Annotated in this window: 17 protein-coding genes; 7 read left to right on the forward strand and 10 right to left on the reverse strand. The window is 64.9% G+C overall.

Annotation, left to right across the window (positions count from 1 at the left end):
- The first annotated feature begins 57 nt into the window (after positions 1–57).
- Complete coding sequence (locus M2427_RS11180; RefSeq protein ID WP_280706329.1) at positions 58–1,050, forward strand: zinc-dependent alcohol dehydrogenase family protein; 993 nt, start codon at positions 58–60, stop codon at positions 1,048–1,050.
- Between the two features lie 16 nt (positions 1,051–1,066).
- Here the strand turns inward: M2427_RS11180 and M2427_RS11185 are convergent, their stop codons facing one another.
- Together M2427_RS11185 and M2427_RS11190 are read right to left on the reverse strand one after the other, a co-directional pair.
- Positions 1,067–1,321: a hypothetical protein gene (locus M2427_RS11185; RefSeq protein WP_280706330.1), complete on the reverse strand. Its 255-nt coding sequence runs from the start codon at positions 1,319–1,321 to the stop codon at positions 1,067–1,069.
- A gap of 361 nt (positions 1,322–1,682) precedes the next feature.
- A complete protein-coding gene (locus tag M2427_RS11190) occupies positions 1,683–2,807 on the reverse strand; it encodes a hypothetical protein (RefSeq protein WP_280706331.1) in 1,125 nt (374 codons plus the stop codon).
- Positions 2,808–3,045: 238 nt separating this feature from the next.
- On the opposite strand from M2427_RS11190, the gene M2427_RS11195 reads away from it, so the two are divergent.
- Positions 3,046–4,074 carry a patatin-like phospholipase family protein gene (locus tag M2427_RS11195; RefSeq protein ID WP_280706332.1) on the forward strand — a complete coding sequence of 343 codons (1,029 nt, stop codon included), beginning with the start codon at positions 3,046–3,048 and terminating at the stop codon, positions 4,072–4,074.
- 7 nt (positions 4,075–4,081) lie between these two features.
- Here the strand turns inward: M2427_RS11195 and M2427_RS11200 are convergent, their stop codons facing one another.
- Both M2427_RS11200 and M2427_RS11205 read right to left on the reverse strand, forming a co-directional pair.
- On the reverse strand, positions 4,082–4,510 hold the full coding sequence (locus tag M2427_RS11200) for a CBS domain-containing protein (RefSeq protein WP_280706333.1): 429 nt from the start codon (positions 4,508–4,510) through the stop codon (positions 4,082–4,084).
- Between the two features lie 188 nt (positions 4,511–4,698).
- Positions 4,699–5,508, reverse strand: a complete 810-nt coding sequence (locus M2427_RS11205; protein WP_280706334.1) for a rhomboid family intramembrane serine protease — start codon at positions 5,506–5,508, stop codon at positions 4,699–4,701.
- A gap of 531 nt (positions 5,509–6,039) precedes the next feature.
- Between M2427_RS11205 and M2427_RS11210 the strand changes: the two genes are divergently transcribed.
- The gene (locus M2427_RS11210; protein WP_280706335.1) at positions 6,040–6,594 is read left to right on the forward strand and encodes a PAS domain-containing protein; all 555 of its coding nucleotides are present in this window, start codon (positions 6,040–6,042) and stop codon (positions 6,592–6,594) included.
- A gap of 19 nt (positions 6,595–6,613) precedes the next feature.
- On the opposite strand, the gene M2427_RS11215 is transcribed toward M2427_RS11210, so the two are convergent.
- A complete protein-coding gene (locus tag M2427_RS11215; protein ID WP_280706336.1) occupies positions 6,614–7,003 on the reverse strand; it encodes a hypothetical protein in 390 nt (129 codons plus the stop codon).
- Positions 7,004–7,146: 143 nt separating this feature from the next.
- Here M2427_RS11215 and M2427_RS11220 point away from each other — a divergent pair, with 143 nt between their 5' ends.
- Positions 7,147–7,650 (forward strand): GNAT family N-acetyltransferase, encoded by a 504-nt coding sequence (locus M2427_RS11220; protein ID WP_280706337.1) that lies wholly within the window; start codon positions 7,147–7,149, stop codon positions 7,648–7,650.
- A 19-nt stretch (positions 7,651–7,669) separates the two neighbouring features.
- Here the strand turns inward: M2427_RS11220 and M2427_RS11225 are convergent, their stop codons facing one another.
- From M2427_RS11225 to M2427_RS11245, 5 genes are all read right to left on the reverse strand, one after another.
- Positions 7,670–9,655, reverse strand: a complete 1,986-nt coding sequence (locus M2427_RS11225) for a DEAD/DEAH box helicase (RefSeq protein WP_280706338.1) — start codon at positions 9,653–9,655, stop codon at positions 7,670–7,672.
- A 356-nt stretch (positions 9,656–10,011) separates the two neighbouring features.
- Positions 10,012–10,524 carry a hypothetical protein gene (locus M2427_RS11230; protein ID WP_280706339.1) on the reverse strand — a complete coding sequence of 171 codons (513 nt, stop codon included), beginning with the start codon at positions 10,522–10,524 and terminating at the stop codon, positions 10,012–10,014.
- A gap of 96 nt (positions 10,525–10,620) precedes the next feature.
- Positions 10,621–11,061, reverse strand: coding sequence for a VOC family protein (locus M2427_RS11235; RefSeq protein ID WP_280706340.1), 441 nt, complete (start codon positions 11,059–11,061; stop codon positions 10,621–10,623).
- Positions 11,062–11,157: 96 nt separating this feature from the next.
- Complete coding sequence (locus M2427_RS11240) at positions 11,158–11,640, reverse strand: DUF5680 domain-containing protein (protein WP_280706342.1); 483 nt, start codon at positions 11,638–11,640, stop codon at positions 11,158–11,160.
- A 3-nt stretch (positions 11,641–11,643) separates the two neighbouring features.
- On the reverse strand, positions 11,644–12,795 hold the full coding sequence (locus tag M2427_RS11245; RefSeq protein WP_280706343.1) for a zinc-binding dehydrogenase: 1,152 nt from the start codon (positions 12,793–12,795) through the stop codon (positions 11,644–11,646).
- A 200-nt stretch (positions 12,796–12,995) separates the two neighbouring features.
- Here M2427_RS11245 and M2427_RS11250 point away from each other — a divergent pair, with 200 nt between their 5' ends.
- The 3 genes from M2427_RS11250 to M2427_RS11260 all read left to right on the forward strand — a co-directional run bounded on the left by M2427_RS11250 (position 12,996) and on the right by M2427_RS11260 (position 16,139).
- A complete protein-coding gene (locus M2427_RS11250) occupies positions 12,996–14,243 on the forward strand; it encodes an MFS transporter (protein WP_280706344.1) in 1,248 nt (415 codons plus the stop codon).
- Between the two features lie 51 nt (positions 14,244–14,294).
- A complete protein-coding gene (locus M2427_RS11255; RefSeq protein WP_280706345.1) occupies positions 14,295–15,458 on the forward strand; it encodes an MFS transporter in 1,164 nt (387 codons plus the stop codon).
- A gap of 69 nt (positions 15,459–15,527) precedes the next feature.
- The gene (locus tag M2427_RS11260; RefSeq protein ID WP_027536189.1) at positions 15,528–16,139 is read left to right on the forward strand and encodes a PilZ domain-containing protein; all 612 of its coding nucleotides are present in this window, start codon (positions 15,528–15,530) and stop codon (positions 16,137–16,139) included.
- Positions 16,140–16,321: the final 182 nt, after the last annotated feature.

Consider the following 16,321-nt stretch of genomic DNA (forward strand, 5'->3'; position numbering starts at 1 on the left):
TTCATTTCCATACAAAAAATAATGGGCATATGTGAGGCCACAACGGAGCAAGACATCATGACAAGGCGACCGACGATGCGCGCAGGCGTGCTGGAGACCCACAACGCCCCCTTGCGTATCTCAACCATCGCGACGCCCGAGATTGGCCCCCGCGAGGTGCTGGTCCGGGTGCGTGCAAGCGGGGTCAATCCGCTCGACGCCAAAATCCATGCCGGCGCAGCCGCGCACGCGCGCCATCCGCTGCCCGCGATCCCCGGCATCGATCTCGCCGGACTGGTCGAGCGGACCGGGCGCGATGTCTCGCGGTTCAAGCCCGGCGACGAGGTCTACGGCATGACCGGCGGCGTCGGTGGCGTGCAGGGATCGCTGGCCGAGTTTGCCGCTGTCGATGCCGACCTTCTGGCGCTGAAGCCAGCCAATCTCAGCATGCGCGAGGCCGCCGCCCTGCCTCTCATCTTCATCACGGCCTGGGAAGGCCTGATCGACCGCGCTGGCCTGAAGGCCGGCCAAAAGGTGCTGATCCATGGCGGCGCGGGCGGTGTCGGCCATGTCGCGAGCCAGATCGCGCGTGCATTCGGCGCGGAGGTGTTCGCGACAGGCTCGGCATCGCAGCGCGCGACGATCGAAGGCTTTGGCGCGACTTTCATCAATCGCGACACTGCAGTTGAGGCTTACGTCGCGGAGCACACCGGCGGCCGCGGCTTCGACATCATCTATGACACGGTCGGCGGCAAGGTGCTCGACGCCTCCTTCGAAGGCGTAGGTCGCTTCGGTCATGTCGTGAGCGCGCTCGGCTGGGGCACGCACGCGCTGGCACCGCTGTCGTTCAGTGCCGCGACCTATTCGGGCGTGTTCACGCTGCTGCCGCTGCTCTCAGGCGAAGGCCGCGCGCATCACGGGGAGATCATGACGGAAGCGACGCGGCTCGCCGAGGCCGGCAAGCTCGTGCCGCTGCTCGACGACAGGCACTTCACGATGGAGAGCATCGGCGAGGCCTATGCGCTGATCAGGGATCACGCGGCCAAGGGCAAGCTGGTCGTCGACATCTGACGGCGCGGGCGCGCCCTTAGTCCTCGCTCGACGCGGTGAAGCGGTTGCGCAAATGCGCCTGCGACAACAGGAAGAACAGTGCGCGCTCGCCGTGATATTTCGCGGATGGACGCGTGCGCTCGAAGCCATCGGCAAAAATCTTGCCCGACTGGTCGCAGACCTGCCACCGCCAACCGAACCGTTTGCGCCTGGTAAGGATCACTTCGAACATGCCGACGAGCTTGGTCCCCTGCTCCTTGCCGGACGCAGGCCCACGTGGCTGCGCCGGCATCCGCCATTGCCAGCGGATGCCCGACATATAACCCAGCAGGACGGAAAGCGAATGAAATTGATTATCGGAATTACGTATCTTGCACCGGCAATTGCAACGTCACGATCAACCCGGAATAAGTTGTTGCCGCCGGTGTTTTAATTCCTCCTCAGCGCGGCTTGTTAGCGCTCACAGCGGTATTCAAGGCGAAACACAGTCGGAATGTCCGGTAAGCAGACGCTCACCGGCACATTCACAAACAAATGTTGGCGGCCGATTCGTACCTAAAGATGGGGTCACAAGGCTCGCGCCGCAGAGATCTGTCAGGCGGCTCTATTCGCCGTCACCGGCTTTGTGTGCGCTGAGTGAGAAGCGCAACTCTCTAGCGCGCGACGACTTCGACTTCGCCGTCGACGCCGTTGACGACGTTGAAGCCGCGCTCATAGACCTTGCCCTCGTTCTTGGCGATGGCGCGGTATTCGCCTTCGGAGAGCACGACGCGCGGGAAGGCGCCGATGGATTCCTTGATGACGTCGCCGCCGGGCGTCAGCACCGACCAGGCGGTGTTGGCGAGCGCCTCGCCGCCCTTGTCGCTGACGAGCTTGAGCGTGATCACGGCGGCGCGGTGGGTGATGGTGACGTCGGTGAGCTTACCGGCCTGCACGCGGATGTCTGAGCGCACCACCGAATTGGCGTCGCCGTAATTGGAGATGATGTAGTAGGTGCCCTCAGGCAGCAGCACGACGTCGCCGGCGGCGACGTTCGGCACCAGCGATGCGCGTTCGCCGGATTCGAACTGGCTGCCCTTGTAGATCGCGAACGAGATCTGGTTCAGCGGAATGCGGCTGGTGCCGACGCGGCCCTCGATGCGCAGGCCGCCGGCCGGCAGCACGAAGGATTCACGGTCGGTCTCGGCCTTCAGGCTGACGGTGCGCACCGCACTGACAAGACCGAAGGCGACGTGCACGACGTAATTGCCGGGCGGCAGCACGATGTTGGGCGTGGCGCTGCGATCCTCGCGGATCAGCTTGAAGGTGCCGTTCTCGTCGGGCCGATCGGCAAACACCCGCCACACCAGGCCGCTGGTGATCGCAGGCGTGTCCTTGCCGTATTTCGCAGTCAGCGACAGCACGGCCTGCCCCGGCGCGGCCGCATTGAGGGGGGCTGCCGACGGCACGCTGGTGACCGCGGGCGGCGGCATGCTGGGCGTATTCGGCTGCGTCAGGGTCGGCGGCAGGCTCGGCGGAGGACCGGCGCCTGGACCCGAGGGCGGAGCGAGGCTCACCGCACCGCCGGGATCCGGCACCGAGGCCGGGGGTATCGGCGGCGGACGATCAGAAAACAGCTGCGCCTGCGCGGTCTTTTGGACTGACACGACGAAGCATGCGGCCAAGGCAAACGGCAAGACAAACGGCAAGACAAACTGCAAGACAAACGACAGGCCAAGCGCCGGCATCAGCCTGCCGCCGCGCCGCCATCCGACGATGCCGTTACCCCCTGGAGTCATGCCCTCTGCTTTTCACCGAAAACGCGGCAAATTCAAGCCTCTGAAATCCCATGGATTACGGTTCTATGGAACCCGGTTGACGCCTGCGTGATTAGCCCATGGCCAACGGGCCTTCGCCACACTCCCGCCTCCTGCGTCCCCGAACGGTATAAACCATGCTTGGCCTCGGTTCTGGCGGCGAGCGAGGACGGTGCCTAGTCTGGCGCGTGCGACTGGCCCCGGCGTTAGGAGAGTTGCGGTGCTGGAAATCCTGAGAAGTCGGGGCGCGAACGGCGCCAATGGCGAGAAAGTCGGTCTCGGCAGTATCCGCCGGCCCGTCCTTGGTCTTGCCCTGGGTGGCGGCGCCGCACGCGGGTTTGCCCATATCGGTATCATGAGGACGCTGCTGGCCAACGGCATCGTGCCCGATGTCGTGGTCGGCACCTCGATCGGTGCTGCCGTCGGCGGCGCCTATGCGGCCGGCCGGCTCGATGGGCTGGAAGACTGGGCGCGAAGCCTGCAGGGCGTGCGCAATATTCTCGGCTATCTCGATATCCGCCTCGACGGCTCGGGCCTGATCGGCGGCGAGAGGCTCGCAAGCCGGCTCGAGGAGGCGATCGGCGAGACCCTCATCGAGGACCTGCCCATGAAATATGCATCGGTCGCGACCGAAATCCGCACCGGCCACGAGATCTGGCTGACGCGTGGCCGCCTGGTCGAGGCGATGCGCGCCTCCTATGCGCTGCCCGGCATCTTTTCGCCCGTGATGGTCGGCGACCGCTGGCTGGTGGACGGCGCGCTGGTGAACCCGGTGCCGGTATCGGCAGCCCGGGCGCTCGGCGCCGAAATCGTCATCGCGGTCAATCTGTCCACCGACATCTTCACGCATTCGACGACGATCCATGCGCATGGCGCGATGCCGGCGCCGGTCGCGCCTGCGACTGGGGAGACCCCGGCCAAGCGGCGCTTTCCGCGCATCTTCTCGCCGGAAAGGACCGTCAAGCGCGAGTTCTTCGGCAGCGCCGGACGTCCCGGCATCTCGTCGGTGATGGTCGATGCCTTCAACATCATGCAGGACCGCATCACCCGTGCACGGCTCGCCGGCGATCCGCCTGACCTCCTGATCACGCCGCGGGTCGGCCAGTTCGGCTGGTTCGATTTCCACCGCGCGGAGGATCTGATCGCGCATGGCAAGCGCGCCGCCGAACGCGCGCTGGAACAGATCCAGGAAACGATCGACGTGCTGGCGCCGGCGCCCGAAGGCGCCGCGCTGAAAGCGGAGGAATAAAACCGGCTCAGGCCGTCTTGATGTAGTCGCGCAGGGCTTCCTGCTCGGACTCGTATTCGCGCACACGCCATTTGACGATGTCGCCGATCGAGATCAGCCCGACCACCTTGCCATTGTCGACCACAGGCAGATGGCGGAATTTACCTGTTGTCATCATTTCCATGAGCTCGGCGACCGTGTCGGTCTCCTTGCAGCTCACGACCTTGCGGGTCATGACCTGGCTCACCGGCTCGTCCAGCACGCCGGCGCCGCGCTCACCGAGCACGCGCACGATGTCGCGCTCGGACAGGATGCCCTCGAGCCGGCTCTGGTCCATCACCAGCACCGCGCCGATCTTCTTCTCGCCGAGCAGCTTGACCGCGGCGGCGAGCTTGGCGTCGGGCGCGACGCTCATGATCTGGTGGCCCTTGGTATTGAGGATGGAACGTACCGTCATTGTCGCCTCCCTGAATCGGATCCGTCCGCTTTGCGCGGTCCGGACTTGTTCGCGAGTCTTCAACTAACAGTTTCAGCGCCGGTTTCACGCTCAGGCGCTTTGCGAAGCATCGCCTCTACAGGCTTGTCGCTTCGGAACATTCTTCTCGAGAATGATGGATGAATTCGGGCCGCGCCGCAAGCGCCGCTTCAAATACCGTTTGAAATGTCCTGTGATGACGCATCCGCAGCATCGTCGCTTCGCACGCGCGGCACGGGATCGAACATCGCGAACAGCAACAGGCCGGCGAAGAAGCCGCCGATATGCGCCTCCCAGGCGACGCCCGCGCTGTCGCTGTCAACGCCGATGGCGCCGACGCCGAAGACGATGTTCATCGCGAACCACACCGTCAGGAAGCCGACGATCTGCCGGTCCCGCAGCGCCTGAAACAGCGGCAGCGCCGGAACTTTTGCAGCGGTATCGGCGTCCGAACGGCTGAACGACAAGAAGCTGCCGCGCACGAAGGCGAACCGGATCGCCGCCGCCATCGCACCCGACACCGAGGCCGAGGCGCCGATCATCGGCACCACCGCATGCTCGTGGGTGACGAGATGGGCGAGCGCGCCGGCCGCCGCGGTCACCGCCAGGAACACGAAGAAGCGCAAGCCGCCGAAGCGGCGTGCCAGCGCGCTGCCGAACGGCAGCAGCCACAGCACGTTGAAGGCAAGATGGGTGAGATTGGCGTGCAGCAGCGAATAGGTGACGAAGGTCCAGACCTTGGCGCCAGCGCCGCCCTCGAACTGCAGATTGACCAGCGAGGAATCGTAACGCTTCGGGATGAAGCCGAACACGTCGATCGTCCAGTTCTCCAGCTCCGGCGGCAGCAGCACCCGCAAATGAACCATCGCCAGCAGGACGACATAGGCCGTCAGCGGCCACGGCAATGTCAGGATCGGCTCGCGCGGGGCCTCTTCGACGACGACCTGAGGGTCAGACGGGGGTGCTGGCGGGGAATCCAAGATGGTTTCGCTTTCGGTCGCGCGAGGTAGCAGATTGGAGATAGTCGCGTTCGCCGGCCTTGCGCAAGTGCACAAAAGGAAAAGGCGGGGCCCTGGGAAAGCCCCGCCTGTCCGTGTTGGCCTTTCCGACCCCTGAAGCGCGTGACCGCGCTTCAGGTTGTTGTTTGAGCATGACCTTGTCGGAAAACCGCTGCGCACTTTTCCGGGTCATGCTGCGGAAGAACAAGGTGTATCCCCACCCCTCCCCGCGGCCAGTGACCAAACTGTTTGACGCCCGTGTACAGGCCCCGCCGAGAACCTGGAAGAAGCGGCGAGGCTTGCGACCGCGATCACCATAGCAGCCGCGACGCGGAGCGAAAGCGCATAGTTAATTTAACGTTAACGACGCAAAGGCAGCGCGCGGAGGTGCGAAAACGCCCGTGCGGCATGGACGCTGCAATTCCCCTCCTGCACAACAACACAGGGATCTCGGGTGAACTGAAGCGGGACAGGTCTGTCCCACGAGGTTGCGCCGAGGGGTAAGCGTCAGTCATGAAACATCCGTCGAGCCGTGCGTTCTTCGCATATTGGGACAAGATGCGCGGCAGCGCGCGGGCCCCTGACCGGGCCGCCATCGACCCGACCGCCGTTCGCGAGCTGCTCGGCGATATCTTCGTCCTGTCCTGCGAGCCGAAAACAGGCTTTCCGTTCCGCGTCGCCGGCACCCGCGTCTGCGCCCTTGCCGGCCGCGATCTCAAGGACCAGGGCTTTGCCGCATTGTTCACTGATGCGAGCCGCGGCGAGATCGAGGAGATCGCGACCATCGTCGCCGACGAGACGCTGGGCGCCATCGCCGGCCTCACCGCTCAGCGCGAGGACGGCAGCAAGGCGTATCTCGAATTGCTGCTGCTGCCCTTCAACGCCCGTCCGCATACGCCCGTGAACGTGACCGGCGTACTCGCGCCGTTCGACGACGAATGCGGCGCACTCGGCCCGTTCACCGTGACCTCCTGGCGCTATCTGCACCAACCGGAGAAACTGCTGCCGCGCGCGATCCGCAAACTGCAGGTCGCACGCGGGCTGATGGTATATGAGGGGCTGCGCTAGTCAGCCTCCCCCATTGAGCTCACGGCATCGCCAGATGCCAGGCGCCGTTCAGAAAACCATCGCCGGTCACGTCGCCGGGCTTGGTGTCCTTGGCGAACGTATAGAGCGGCTTGCCCTTGTGCGCCCACTGCTTGGACCCGTCGTCGCGGTTGATGATGGTGTAGCCGTCACTGGCGGCATCGCTGGCCTCGGCCTTCAGCGCCGGCCAGTTCGTCGCACACGGGCCGTTGCAGGCCGACTTGCCGTCCATGTCCTTGTCGAACGTGTAGAGCGACATGCCCTTGGCGTCGGTGAGCACGTCGCCCTTGTCGGTCTTGCCGGTCTTGGTCGGCGGCGCCGCGAAGGCAGCCGTGGTCAGCGCGAACGTTGCTGCGAGCGCGAGCGCGAAGCGGATCGAGGACGTCGTCATGGTGTCTCCTGTCATGCAATTGGCTTGCACGAGGTAGGACGCCGCACAGCGCGTGCTATTCCTCGAAAGCAGGCGAAGATATTTTTGGCTGCGCGCAGAAGCGCGACGGAATAAATTGCGGTCGATGATACGGAACAGGGACGATGAGCAAGCCGCACTGGCGTCGCGCGCACGCCAAAGACCTCGATGCGATCGGTGCGATCGCGGCGCGGATCCATCCTGATCTTCCCGAGCGCGCCGAGGTGCTCGCAGAGAAGATGCGGCTTTATCCGGATGGCTGCCGCGTGCTCGCCGCGGGCAACGAGATTGCGGGCTATGGCCTTGCGCATCCCTGGATGCAGCAACAGATTCCGCCGCTCGACTGTTTCCTCGAACGGCTGCCTGAGGATGTCGACTGTCTCTACGTGCACGACGTCGCCGTGCTCCCGGACCATCGCGGTGGCGTGGCGCGCGCTTATGTCGCGGAGATCGAACAGCTCGCGCGATCATCCGGCATCACAAGGCTCGCGCTGGTCTCGGTCTACGGTACGCGCCTGCTGTGGGAGCGTCTCGGCTTCCAACCCGTCGCAGCCGATGCGGCGCTACGTGACAAGCTCGCGTCCTACGGCGGAAGCGCGACCTACATGCTGCGCGAGCTCGCCGAATAAGCCCCTGCCCCGCGGCCACTCAGCCGCGACGCTTCTTCTTGTTCTTCTTGCCCGACGCGCCCGGCCATTCGGTGACCGACGGCGCATGTTTGGCGTCACCGGATTTGTTTCCGAATGTCTTGTTCTTCTTGCCGAATGCCGGCTTGCCGAATTTGTCGCCGTCCTGAGGTTTGGCGTGAGGCTTGCTCTGGTGCTTGGCTTCCGGCTTGCCCCGCGGCCTGTCGTGAGGCTTCGGCCCGTTGGCTTTCCAGGGATCGTCGCTGCGACGGACGACCTGCCGGTCCTCGCCTTCATCGCGCTGCGGAGCGCGTGCGCGCTTCTCCGCCGGCGCCTGCTCTTGCGGCGCGCCCGTCACCAGCTCGATGCGGATGCTGTCTTCCTTGTCCGGACGCTTGACCTTGGCAGCGAAGGATTCCGCGACGCGCTCCGAAATCTCGAACTCGGTGGTGGTGTCGCTGATCTTGATCGCACCGATGTCGCGCTTGTCGATGCCGCCACGGCGGCAGATCATCGGCAGCAGCCAGCGCGCTTCCGCGTTCTTGCGGCGCCCGATGGCGGCCCGGAACCAGACGGTGGGCTCCCCCATGACATGCTTCGACGATGTCCCCGATTTGGCGCGAGGCCGCTCGGGGCGGTCGTCGCCACGCGGTGTACGATCGTCGCGGTGACGCTCGTCGCGCCTGCTGCTGCTTCGCTCGCCGGGATCGATGATGTCCTCCGGCGACGGCAGCCGCGCGCGATAGAGCCGGGCGAGCGCTGCGGCGATATCCTCCGCCGACCGCTCGGCCAGCAAGGCCTTCGCCAGCTCGAGATCGTCGGCGGAGGTGTCCTCGGTGAACAATACGTCCTTCATGCGCTCATGATCGAGCTTGCGAATCTCATCCGCCTGCGGCGCCGTGCCCCAGTTCGCCTCGATGCCGGACAGATTCAGCAATACCTCCGCACGCCGCCGTCGCACGGGCGGCACGAGCAGAACGCTGACGCCCTTGCGGCCGGCGCGGCCGGTGCGGCCTGAGCGATGTTGCATGACCTCCGGATCGTTCGGCAGATCGGCGTGAATGACGAGATCGAGGCTCGGCAGGTCGATGCCGCGAGCTGCCACGTCGGTCGCGACGCAAATGCGGGCGCGCCCGTCCCGGAGCGACTGGAGCGCCAGGGTACGCTCGTTCTGCGTCAATTCACCTGAGAGAGCGACCACAGAGAAACCGCGCTCCAGCAGCGCGGCCTGCAAATGCCTGACGGCATCGCGCGTGTTGCAGAACACCAGCGCGCTCGGCGACTCGTAAAAGCGCAGCACGTTGACGACCGCATGCTCGACATCGCCGGCAGCGACCCGGATGGCGCGGTACTCGATATCGGCGTGACCGCCCTCGTCGCCCGCGACCTCGATGCGGAACGCGTCCTGCTGATACTGTTTTGCCAGTGCCACGATGCCGCGCGGAAAGGTCGCCGAGAACAGCAGCGTGCGCCGCGTCTCCGGCGTGGTCTCGAGGATGAACTCCATGTCCTCGCGAAAACCGAGATTGAGCATCTCGTCGGCCTCGTCGAGGACGACGACCTTCAATTCCGAGATGTCGAGGCGCTTGCGGCGAAGATGATCGCACAGGCGGCCGGGCGTGCCGACGACGATATGGGCGCCCGCGGCCAGCTCGCGCTGCTCGCGGCGCGGGTCCATGCCGCCGACGCAGGAAACCACGCGCGCACGTGCGTGCTCGTAGAGCCAGGTGAGCTCGCGCTGGACCTGCAGGGCGAGCTCACGGGTCGGCGCGACGATCAGCGCCAGCGGTGCTCCGGCCTGTGCGAACCGCTCGACATCGCCGAGCAGATCCCTGGCCATGGCGAGGCCATAAGCGACGGTCTTGCCCGAGCCTGTTTGCGCCGACACCAGCAGGTCGCGATCGACGGCATCCTCGCCGAGCACGGCGAGCTGAACGGGGGTCGGTGAATCGTAATTGCGCTCGGCCAGGGCACGGGCGAGCGGCGGGGTCAGGGCCGGAAAGGACACGGAATGGAAAACCTTGGTTGGTCCGGGGGCGCGGAGCGGAAAGAGCCGAGGGGCCTGACGCTGCAATCACTGCAGAAGGCCCGGTCACACCCATGAAGATTTTGATTTGGACGCTCTTTACGCCAGAAGCGGCCAAATCACCATGCCTTTGATGCATGGCATTGGCGACAGGGTGAACAGGTATGGGACGCTCAACCCGGCACTTTTGGGTCGAAAGGCCGGACTTTTGCGGCCGCGCGAGCTTAAAGGCACGAAGGTGGTGGGCGAAACGGTGGTGAAGGCGGACGAGGCTTGACGACAATGCCGCTCAGCTCAGGCCGAACCTATTGCCCAGCTCTATGCGAGCCGGCGCACTTCTAATCCCTTGACGTCACCAGTCGGTTGAAGCCGCCAGCGAGCCGTGCCCTCGCCTGCAGGACATAGTCTTTCGCCGCGCGGCTCAAGGCGCGGATGGCGCGCCAGGCTTCGGTGGCCTGCAGCCAGGCCTTGATCTCGCTGAACTTGCCATACGCCCAGGCAAACGCTGGAATCCGCATCAGCTTGTCCCGGGTGAGATGGAACAGGCGCTCCACCAGCACCAGCTTGAGCAACTCGCAGCCAATGAACGCCGCGGCGCCGCTCAGGAACTGACCAGTCGCGACGAGGTACGCTGCCAGCGGCTTGATCGGCTCCAGAATGATCACGGGGACGGAAAACAGCGCCAGCGACGGGTAAGGCGGAAGCGATTTGATCCAGGCCCGCAGCCGCTTGAATTCGAAATGCCGCTCGAGCCAGCGCGAGATCGGATGCGCCACGGCCATGAAAACCGCATCCACCAGGAAATAGATGGCGGCCAGGACGTAGGTGACGGGTTTCAGGATTCTCTTCACATGCACTCTCCCGCGAACCCAATGCCGGAACCCGGGCTTAAGTTTCACCTCCATGTGAATTTCTCTGGGATTATCTGTGGAACTTTTTGGGCGGGATCAGATCTCGGCATAGACCTCCAGAAGATTGCCGTCGGGATCGCGGAAAAACAGCGTCCGATGTCCGAACGCCTGGTTGGTCGGCGGCGACAGCAGCGCTACGCCCTGTCGCACGAGCTCCTCGGCGCAGGCATCGACCTCGTCAGGAGAGACCTTGAAGGCCAGTTGCAGCGAGGCACTACCTGCCGGCGTCGGCGCATCGGCGGCCGTGCGGCTCGGTCGCGCCAATGCGAGCGTGTTGCTGCCGATCCCGTACTCGATCCAGTTCGGCGATAGTTCGCGCAGCAGGGATAGAGCGAGCACGTCCTCGTAGAAGCGGCGCATCGCCACCATGTCGCGCACGAAGATGACAGTGTAGTCGATCGCCCGGATGGCGCCGAAGGGCGAGCGGGTACGCGGGTTGGCGTCTGCTTTCTGTTCGCTTGTCATCTCGTCCTTCATTGCAAACTCCCACTCGTAGCCCGTATGGAGCGGAGCGAAAATGCGGGACTGGCCCCCGGATTGCGCTCCGCCCTATCCGGGCTTCGAAACCGAAACTTATCGCAGCAGGCCGCCACTATAGCGCAGCTCATACAGCACTGCACCGTTCTGCCGCGAGATCGTCTCAACACCATGGAAGCGATCGAGCCCGCCCTCGACGTCGTTGCGGTAGATCATGTCCGCCTGCTCGAACAGGCGCGGTCCCCGAAACGGCTCTTCGACGCGGACCGCCAGCAGGGCCTGCCGCAGGAATTTGTAGATCGCGAGAAAACCGTCACGATCCGCGATCTCTGCGCGCGCGCCGCCGCTATAGCTCATCGACCAGATGACGCGGTCGTCCTGCGACACCGTCTCCTGCCCGACGAAAAATCCCATCCCGAAATAGATGTCGCGATAGGCGTAAGGCGGTGCGCGATGCTCGAGCTGCTTTGAGCCGACGAGTAGCGGCGTGGCCACGGTCGCATCTTCGTCGAGGCCCGCATAGGTGCGCCGCTTGGCTTCGACCAAGAACGCCGCAAGATCGGCGGGAACGGACGGCATCGCCTACTCCACCAGATCCGGCCACGGCACGATGGTCGACTTCACCGTCTTCATCGCCATTGCGTCCTTCACGGCCTGCGCGACACCCTCTTCCGTGAACGGATAGAGCGTCTGCATCTTCAGCCAGGGATATTTGCCCGCCGTGCGGTAGAGCATGTCGACGCCGAGCGGGAGGTCGTTACCGGTGAAGCCCCAGGAACCGAGCACGTTGAGGTCCTTGGTGCAGATGCGGTGCCAGGAGGTCTCGATCGAGCCGGCGTCGGTGAACTGGCCCATCTCGACATAGGTGCCGCCGTCGCGCAGCATCTCGATGCCTTCCGGGCCGGCGGTCGGATGGCCCGAGCAATCCATCACCAGATCAGCGCCGAAACCGCCGACGATCTCGCGCACGCGGGCGATGCGCTCCTGCGGCGATTGGATTTCCTCGATGTTGACAGTCGCTTCCGCGCCGAACTCGCGAGCAAGCTTGAGCCGCGGCTCCTCCGGCGCACCGACGCAGATGACGCGCCCTGCCCCCATCTCTTTTGCCGCCGCGACTGCCAAAACACCGATCGGGCCCGAGCCCTGGATCACCACCGTGTCGGCCCAGGTGAAGCCGCCGGCGCGAGTCGCGCGGTTGAAGGCGCGGATGCAGGACGTCAGGGGCTCGGACAAGGCGCCGAGGCGCAGCGACATGTCGTCGGGCAGCTTGTAGATCTTGGTGCCCGGCAGCATGTCGAGATCGACATAGACATATTCGGCCCAGCCGCCCCACATGTGCGGCGCCTTGTCGAAGCCGAGATAGCGGCCGTAATAAACAGGCGTCAGGCACTTGTTCGCGGTTTGCGGATAGTGGATGCAGTAATAGCATTTGCCGCACGGCATCAGCGGCGGGATCATCACCTTTGATCCGACCTTGAGCGGCTTGCTCATGAAATCTTCGGTGAATTCCTCGCCGCATTCGACGATGACGCCGCCGATCTCGTGGCCGAGCGTGAACGGCCAGGGCAGCGGCTTCGGCCAATGACCCTTCAGGATATGCAGATCGGTGCCGCAGACCCCGCACGCGCCGATCTTGATCAGCGCACCCTTGCGGCCGACCTTCGGCCACGGCACCGATTTGATCACAGGCTCGGTGCCCGGTCCTGCGTGGGTGCAGACGCGGATCTGTTCCATGGCGGTTTCCTCGGCGCCCGCTTGTTATGGTTTGCCGTGCGGGCTTGCGGCGAAGCGTATGTGAGATGCGCGGTCGTGCCAAGCGGCGGCCAAGGGCGCAGCAAACGCAATCCAGCCAAGCGTTGGGGTTACCTGCAAGTGTCTTGAGCGCCTACCGGCCACCGTGTAGAGCCGGCCGAAATCCTTCCCGTGGTGCCCGCTTGAACCCCCTCCCCCAAAATCCCGTGGCCGCGTCCGGATCGTTCGCGGCGATGAAATCCGTGCCCTATCGGCTGCAGTTCATTGCCTACGTGCTGGCGATGATGGCCGACAATATCGAGCATGTGATCAGCTATTGGGTGGTGTTCCAGAAATTCCATTCGCCGACGCTGGGCGGCTTTGCCGTGCTGTCGCACTGGCTGCCGTTCCTGCTGTTCTCGGTCGTGGTCGGCGGCCTTGCCGACCGGTTCGACCCGCGTCGCATCATCCAGTGCGGCATGCTGCTGTTCATCGTGGCATCAAGCGGATGGGGCTACTTCTTCATCACCGACACGATCCAGATGTGGCACGCGATGCTGCTGCTGGTGATCCACGGCTGCGCCGGCGTGCTGTGGCAGACGCCGAACCAGCTGCTGCTTTACGACCTCGTGGGTCCTGCAAATCTGCCGAGCGCGGTGCGGCTGAACGCGATGGCGCGCTATCTCGGCATTCTGGTGGGACCTGCGGTCGGCGGCGTCATCATGCTGACGCTCGGCCCCTCGCACGGCATCATCTTCAACACACTGTTCTACCTGCCGATGCTGCTCTGGCTGTTCTGGGCGCCAGTGCGCGACGGCAGCGTCGCCGTGCGGCGCTACGCGGTGCGCGGCTTTGCCGACATCCTGCTGACGATGCGCGCCATCGGCACCCAGCCGGTGCTGACGGCGATGACCTGGCTGGCCGGCCTCACCTCCTTCATGATCGGCAACGCCTATCACGCCCAGATGCCGGGCTTTGCCGGCGATCTCGGCCATGGCGATCCCGGCGTGTCCTACAGCGTGCTGCTCGCGGCAGATGCCGGCGGCGCGCTGCTCGCGGGCATTGCGCTGGAATCCTGGGGCCGCTTGAAGGGCACGCCGCGCACCGCGATCCTGCTCGCAACGTTCTGGAGCGTGGCGCTGCTCGGCTTCGCCGCGATACGGATCTATCCGGTTGCGATCGCGCTGCTGTTCTTCGCGGGCTTCTTCGAGCTGTCGTTCAACACCATGGCGCAGGCGCTGGTGCAGCTGAATGCGCCGGCCGACATGCGCGGCCGCGTCGTCGGCCTCTATAATATGGCGGGACTTGGCATGCGGGCGTTCAGCGGCATCACCGTCGGCGTCTTTGGTGCTGCGATCGGCATTCACTGGTCGCTGGGATTGTCAGCCGCGGCGCTGCTGGGGCTGCTGTGTTTGCTGTATCAGCGCGCCGCAAGAACCGCTGTCGGTTGACTCCGGCCCCTCCCCACCGCACCCTCGCTGCAGGGTTGGGGAGTTGAGGTATTGCGCAATCGCTGGGCCATACTTGCGATCCTGTTTTTTGTCCGTCTCACCATCGCGTTCCAGTTCCAGAGCGTGGCGGCGGTCGCGCCGCTGCTTGAACAGACGTTTGGCGTTGGGCTCGCCGACATCGGCATCCTGATCGGGCTCTATTTCACGCCGGGTGTCGTGCTGGCGCTGCCGGGCGGCGCGATCGGACGAAGGCTTGGCGACAAGCCGACGACGATCACAGCGCTCTTGATGATGACGGCTGGCAGCCTCGTGATGGCGGCCACCGACATCTGGAGCTTGCAGATGGCGGGTCGGCTCACCTCCGGCGCGGGCGGCGTGCTGCTGACGGTGCAGCTCACCAAGATGGGCACGGACTGGTTCGCGGGGAAAGAGATTGCCACCGCGATGGCGATCTTCGTCAACTCCTGGCCGGCGGGCGTTGCGATCTCCCTGCTGGTGCTGCCGGCGATCGGCACCGCCCATGGCGCGGGCGCCGTATTCGCGGCGACGGGGACGCTGAGCGCGATCGGCATCTTGCTGATCATGCTTTACCAGCCGCCGCCGGCCGTCACGGCGAGCGCAGCCGGTTCAGGCCGGCTCGATCGCCTCGCCCTGCTGGCGGTGATCGTCGCGGGCATGATCTGGGGCCTCTATAATGTGGGCTTCGCCATGATCTTCTCGTTCGGCCCGTCCCTGCTCGCCGAACGCGGCTGGAGCATTGCGGCCGCAGGTTCGGCCATCAGCCTCGTGATGTGGCTGTCGGTGGTCTCGGTACCGTTAGGCGGGTATCTGGCCGATCGCGGCAGGCCCCTCGTCATGACCATCGCGGCCAGCATCGCGGTGGCTACCCTGCTGGCCTGGCTGACCCGGTCCGATGCCGTGATTACCGTCCTGGTCTTGATCGGCCTGATCGGCGGCTTCCCGGCCGGCCCGATCATGAGCCTGGCCGCCCGCGTGCTCGCCCCGGAGACAAGGGCGATCGGCATGGGCGTGTTCTACACTCTCTTCTATGCGGCGATGATGCTGGGTCCGGCCGTGGCGGGGCGGCTCGCCAAGTCGGCCGGAACCGCCGCAGTCGCGCTCGACTTAGGCGCGCTGACAGTCCTGGCCTGCCCGCCGCTGATGTGGCTTTTTGAGCGCATTGTGTCTGTCCGTCATCGACGCCCCCAATCCTAACGCGGCATTAACCCTGTGCACCTTAGGGTCGTGTCGGACTCCGCCCGGGCGGGGGGTCGGGTGTTGAAAATGGCGTTGGCGAACAAAAAATTTCTTCCGGCCGCCGAGGAACGTCGGCGTTTCCAGCGGGTCAAGGTGCACCTGCTCGGCCGCTACATGCTGCCGGATCGCCGCGAATTCCCCTGCCAGGTGATCAACATGTCGCCCGGCGGGCTCGCGCTGCTCGCCCCCGGCATCGGCAATGTCGGCGACCGCGTCGTCGCCTATCTCGACCATATCGGCCGCGTCGAGGGCAAGATCACAAGGATCATCGACAACGGCTTCGCCATGACGGTCGGCGCAACGCCGCGCAAGCGCGACAAGCTCGCGGCCCAGCTGACCTGGCTCGCCAACCGCGACATCCTCAATCTGCCGGAAGACCGCCGCCACGACCGTATCGTGCCGCGCAACCCGATTGCGGTGCTGACGCTCGAGGACGGCACCAAGATGACCTGCCGCATCATCGACCTGTCGCTGTCCGGCGCGGCCATTGCCGCCGAGAACCGCCCGCCGCTGAAATCGACCGTTCTGCTCGGCCGGGTCCAGGGGCGCGTGGTCCGAAACCTCGAAGACGGCTTCGCGCTGGAGTTCTTGCACTCGCAGCCGATCGAGACACTCGAAGAGAGCGTTACCGCGCGGTAAAGCGCGCGAGCCTTAAAACCTAGGGTTTCCCTGCCTGAAAGGCGGCCTCCGCGATGCGGACGCCGCCTTTTTCGCGTCGCTCGACGGCTGTAGGCGGGTTAACGCGCGGGCCTCTTGCGTCGCCAAACACCGGTTCCGCCAGCGTTTCCGCGTTAATCCCTACAATTTGAAATAATTGCAGT

It is taken from the genome of Bradyrhizobium sp. BR13661 (genome assembly GCF_029892425.1).
GTDB lineage: Bacteria > Pseudomonadota > Alphaproteobacteria > Rhizobiales > Xanthobacteraceae > Bradyrhizobium.

Bases quoted from the DNA above. Each gene is read 5' to 3' on its own strand.
- M2427_RS11185 (WP_280706330.1), bottom strand. From the start codon at position 1,321: ATGCCGGCGCAGCCACGTGGGCCTGCGTCCGGCAAGGAGCAGGGGACC.
- M2427_RS11180 (WP_280706329.1), top strand. From the start codon at position 58: ATGACAAGGCGACCGACGATGCGCGCAGGCGTGCTGGAGACCCACAAC.
- M2427_RS11220 (WP_280706337.1), top strand. From the start codon at position 7,147: ATGAGCAAGCCGCACTGGCGTCGCGCGCACGCCAAAGACCTCGATGCG.
- M2427_RS11210 (WP_280706335.1), top strand. From the start codon at position 6,040: ATGAAACATCCGTCGAGCCGTGCGTTCTTCGCATATTGGGACAAGATG.
- M2427_RS11260 (WP_027536189.1), top strand. From the start codon at position 15,528: ATGGCGTTGGCGAACAAAAAATTTCTTCCGGCCGCCGAGGAACGTCGG.
- M2427_RS11190 (WP_280706331.1), bottom strand. From the start codon at position 2,807: ATGACTCCAGGGGGTAACGGCATCGTCGGATGGCGGCGCGGCGGCAGG.
- M2427_RS11200 (WP_280706333.1), bottom strand. From the start codon at position 4,510: ATGACGGTACGTTCCATCCTCAATACCAAGGGCCACCAGATCATGAGC.
- M2427_RS11245 (WP_280706343.1), bottom strand. From the start codon at position 12,795: ATGGAACAGATCCGCGTCTGCACCCACGCAGGACCGGGCACCGAGCCT.
- M2427_RS11240 (WP_280706342.1), bottom strand. From the start codon at position 11,640: ATGCCGTCCGTTCCCGCCGATCTTGCGGCGTTCTTGGTCGAAGCCAAG.
- M2427_RS11215 (WP_280706336.1), bottom strand. From the start codon at position 7,003: ATGACGACGTCCTCGATCCGCTTCGCGCTCGCGCTCGCAGCAACGTTC.
- M2427_RS11235 (WP_280706340.1), bottom strand. From the start codon at position 11,061: ATGAAGGACGAGATGACAAGCGAACAGAAAGCAGACGCCAACCCGCGT.